The organism is Moorena sp. SIO4E2 (assembly GCF_010671945.1).
Classification (GTDB): domain Bacteria; phylum Cyanobacteriota; class Cyanobacteriia; order Cyanobacteriales; family Coleofasciculaceae; genus Moorena; species Moorena producens.
In genome coordinates this window covers 1-3,665 of the sequence record NZ_JAAHIE010000651.1, presented here as the reverse complement: position 1 = coordinate 3,665, position 3,665 = coordinate 1, and the positions used below count along the sequence as shown (strand labels likewise).

1 protein-coding gene and 1 pseudogene are annotated in these 3,665 nt (G+C 40.9%); both read right to left on the bottom strand.

Annotated features, from left to right (window positions below; genetic code table 11):
- Positions 1-810: 810 nt before the first annotated feature.
- Positions 811-1,914 carry a T4 RnlA family RNA ligase gene (locus tag F6K37_RS34805; RefSeq protein ID WP_287255397.1) on the bottom strand — a complete coding sequence of 368 codons (1,104 nt, stop codon included), beginning with the start codon at positions 1,912-1,914 and terminating at the stop codon, positions 811-813.
- A gap of 451 nt (positions 1,915-2,365) precedes the next feature.
- Positions 2,366-2,593, bottom strand: a pseudogene (locus F6K37_RS34800) (hypothetical protein); the annotation flags it as partial.
- Between the last annotated feature and the right edge of the window lie 1,072 nt (positions 2,594-3,665).

The window sequence follows — 3,665 nt, the reverse complement described above, 5'->3', positions numbered from 1 at the left end:
TGTTGATCGGAACTCCTCAACAGGTTCACGATACGATTAATGCGCTGTATTCCGTTAAATACGCATATCCCTACGAGTGGAGCACTCCCGAGCCCACCGAAAAGCCTGGTGAGGTGATGACCACTTTAGTGCGATATTTTTACCTAGACTAGGATAGGAATTTGCCAGGGCTTTTACGCCCTGGCCACCATGAAGATTTAAGGTTGTTTTCTGAAGCGGGATGAAGTAGAATGGAATAGGATAAGTCAGAGCTTAGAATGTGGTTGCTTTCGAGCAATTGCTGACTAACTCTGGTGGAATGTTTTTAGTCATCAGAATTTATTTCTTTGAGTTGACCTATTGTTTACTCGTTTTTGTGTACACAATAGAATTCGGTCAAGACTTGGGTTTAACCAGAACTTGACCGAATTTTTTTTATTGTTAATTTAAGTATTCAGCTATCAGCAGTCAGCTGTCAGCTATCAGCTGTCAGCTATCAGCTATCAGCTATCAGCTATCAGCTATCAGCTTTCAGCTTTCAGCTTTTGAATAAAACAGGTAAGCATAAGTTGAATCTGAGTTAAGTCACAGGGTCGAATCCTGTCCCACAAAGCTGTTCGTGTAGCGTGGCCAACCGCCAAGCGCTTTTCCCCAGATTTTCAATTCTCATGAATCTCGAACTATTAGGTGCGACCCGTGGCGAATTTAATAATTAGATGCGGAAAGCGCACCTTTAAATTCTCCTGTTCCCGTAGCGTGGCCATAGGCCTGCATAGGTTTATATTAACTTGACGGCTGACAGCTGACAGCTGACAGCTGACGGCTGAATGCTTACCCCAGATGCATATAATCTAAATCTAATAATGTTTCTAATTTCCCTATGGGAAGATGGCACAGGAATTCTCGGACACTGGATACTTTCTGGGCGCGCAAAGCAAATAATGTCCCACAGTAGGGAAGATGTTTAATTGCTAAAGCAAAATCTTTCTGTAGAGGGATGTCTTTGTATTGTTCGTAAGTTGTTTCTATTTCTCTAACCAAAGCGTCATAGTTAGCTTTGATTTGATTAAATAATTCCAACCATTTGGGATAGTAAGTTAAAAACTCTTCTCCTTCATTTAAAATAATCTCCAATATACTGCGAGGAGAAAATCCGCTTTTGGCAGAAGATATTTCTATATATTTCGCTGATTTGACTTTAATTCGATTAAAGAGATGGTCGCAAACAATATAGCCCTCTGAAATCATCGGATCTAAAGCTTCCGTAGCTTTGATAATCAAGGGTAAGGTTGTTAACGGATAAGTCTTAACAATTTTCCAACCATATTTACCTTCCCATTTACTCGGTAATTCTTCCTGCAATGTCTGAAGATTTCGCGCCCCATGCAAGATGAGTTGTTCTCTATTGTGTCGCACTACAATGCGATTATAAGGAGTCATTAACTCAAACATAAAACAGTATGCTGTTTCTTGGGGCAATTGATAACCGGCGGAGTGCCAAACTTTCCAAAAAAGTTCGGCAAATGTCAGGTCAAATCCTTTCACTTCAGCCATACCATTCGGCAAAGCCGACGCTACGCGAACGGGGGTGCCAGTTGATTGAACTCTCCATTCCCCTTGGTAAAAATAGAGAACCATCAGGGAACCATCTAATTTTTCATAAACACGAGTGTTCTTCCAGTCAAGAGTTGCTGCTTGACTTTCTCCGTAGTTAAAAAATTTATCATAGGGATAAGATATGATATCCCAATTATTAGCTTCATCTAAAATAATTCCGCGACATTGCTGTACTATTTTATCGTTTAAGGGAGATTCAGTTTGGGAATATTTTAAACAGACGAGATCAGGAAACTGCTGATGGCGATTTACTTTAATCTTAAATTGATTACATAAACTCTCTAATCCCTGGGTTCTTAGATAATCCTGTAACTCCATCTCTATGTTTCCTAATCTCTGTTTTTCCTAAGTTGACCAGCATGATTAACCCTTAGCGATCGCTAATTATAGTGATTACATCTCTATTACAGCGTTTTTCATAACTATGAGGTACACAGGATTTTTTCCCTGTTCCCATCTTGATGCAATAGCGAGTGAGGGAAACCACGGCAGTTGCTCATGGGGGAAACCCCCAAGACCGCACTGCCTCCCCAAAACCACGGTGCATAGCTATTCCCTATTTCCTGCTCCCTGACCCCAGCTCCGAGGGTCCCTGCTGCCTAAAACCCAGAAATTTGTATATCACCCAGTTTAAAACTGCTGTATATCTTATGTAATTTTATTGTAGCACAATTAATCTATCTGGAAAAAACACTCAACAGTCAACAGATTGGAAATTGCTATCTATTTAAGCATTCAGCTATCAGCCGTCAGCTGTCAGCGTTTGATATTTTGGCTGACAGATTAAATCACGACATTGCCGAAGTATCTTAATAAACCAACGCACTTCACCCTTATCTTCTACTCCTTCAATGCCATTGCGAGTGGCTAGGGATTCAGCAGCATCAGCTAAATCACCATCCCACTCTTCGATTACCTCAAGAGCTTCTAGGGCTTGTGGATTATTTGCCAGTTCGGAGCGTAACTTGGAAATCTGTTCTGATGTAAGTGTAGTCATCAAGTTATTTCGCTAAACTTGCTGAATTTGACAACAACTTTCAGTTTATAACAGTTTTTATAGAAAATAGCGTTTGATATGCCGTTGCTTAATAATGGAATGATTTTAAGCGCACCTGTGGAATAGGTATCTTGGTAGAACTGGCATCTTGCCAGTTTCATGCTTATTTTCGTGCGGGCAGGATGCCCACTCTATAATGGAATGATTTTAAGCGCACCTGTGGAATGGGGATCAGGCGTGGCACTGGCATCTTGCCAGTTTCAATCTATTTTCGTGCGGGCAGGATGCCCAATATTTTCGTGCGGGCAGGATGCCCACTCTACTCCTATTCATTCAGAGACTGACGCAACGGCCTTTATATTAAATTTATAGCAATCTGTGTCGAAATTTTGATAATTTTTCTTCCCTACTCCCTACTCCCTACTCCCTACTCCCTTTGCTATATAAGGTACCTTAAATTTTGTTAAACCTACTCGACACGGCCTGCTTTCTTGAAACTCTCTCAGGGCATCCGTGAAATGAATTGTACCAACAGGGGGGCGCTAAACAACAGAGCGATATCAATAACGGTGATAGTAGCGAAGCGAATCTGTTGACTACTCATAATTACTTATTTCCTCATTTATCAAGGTAGCTTAAATTTTGTTAAACCTACTCGACACGGCCTGCTTTCTTGAAACTCTCTCAGGGCATCCGTGAAATAAATTTTACCAACAGGGGGGCGCTAAACAACAGAGCGATATCAATAACGGTGATAGTAGCGAAGCGAATCTGTTGACTACTCATAATTACCTATTTCCTCATTTATCAACGTACATTAAATTTTGTTAAACCTACTCGACACGGCCTGCTTTCTTGAAACTCTCTCAGGGCATCCGTGAAATGAATTGTACTAACAGGGGGGCGCTAAACAACAGAGCGATATCAATAACGGTGATAGTGGCAAAGCGAATTTGTTGACTACTCATAATTACCTATTTCCTCCAGCAGTTATCTAAAACTTCTTTAAAGTTGATGTGAATATACTACAGTCCACAATAATTTCACTGCACCGACTTAGCTCACCCACCTT

Bases quoted from the DNA above. Each gene is read 5' to 3' on its own strand.
- F6K37_RS34805 (WP_287255397.1), bottom strand. From the start codon at position 1,914: ATGGAGTTACAGGATTATCTAAGAACCCAGGGATTAGAGAGTTTATGT.